The 381-nt window shown below is 46.5% G+C and carries 2 tRNA genes and 1 rRNA gene; all 3 read right to left on the reverse strand.

From position 1 onward, the window contains the following. Nucleotides 1-70 (reverse strand): 5S ribosomal RNA (rrf, locus tag AC1RPJ_RS07890); the annotation flags it as partial. Nucleotides 71-109: 39 nt separating this feature from the next. Further along, a tRNA-Thr gene (locus AC1RPJ_RS07895) sits at nt 110-182 on the reverse strand. A gap of 5 nt (nt 183-187) precedes the next feature. Beyond that, a tRNA-Glu gene (locus AC1RPJ_RS07900) sits at nt 188-259 on the reverse strand. Between the last annotated feature and the right edge of the window lie 122 nt (nt 260-381).

Genomic DNA, 381 nt, shown 5'->3' on the forward strand with positions numbered 1-381 from the left:
TGGCGCTAAGAAGCTTAACTTCTGTGTTCGACATGGGAACAGGTGTATCCTTCTTGCTATCGCCACCACACTCTTTTACTACTACATAAAACAATTTTGCAACCACTAATGCCGGCTGCAGGAGTCGAACCTGTGACCCTCGGTTTACGATACCGATGCTCTACCAACTGAGCTAAGCCGGCGAAAATGACCCGTACGGGATTTGAACCCATGTTACCGCCGTGAAAGGGCGGTGTCTTAACCACTTGACCAACGGGTCATATACATAAAAATGTGTTAATCAGTTAGATTAGCACATTTTTAAATTTATTATTAGCATGGCAACGTCCTACCCTCGCAGGGGGCGACCCCCAACTACTCTTGGCGCTAAGAAGCTTAACT

The sequence above is a fragment of the Dellaglioa sp. CoH-57-MRSF-17 genome (assembly GCF_056782015.1).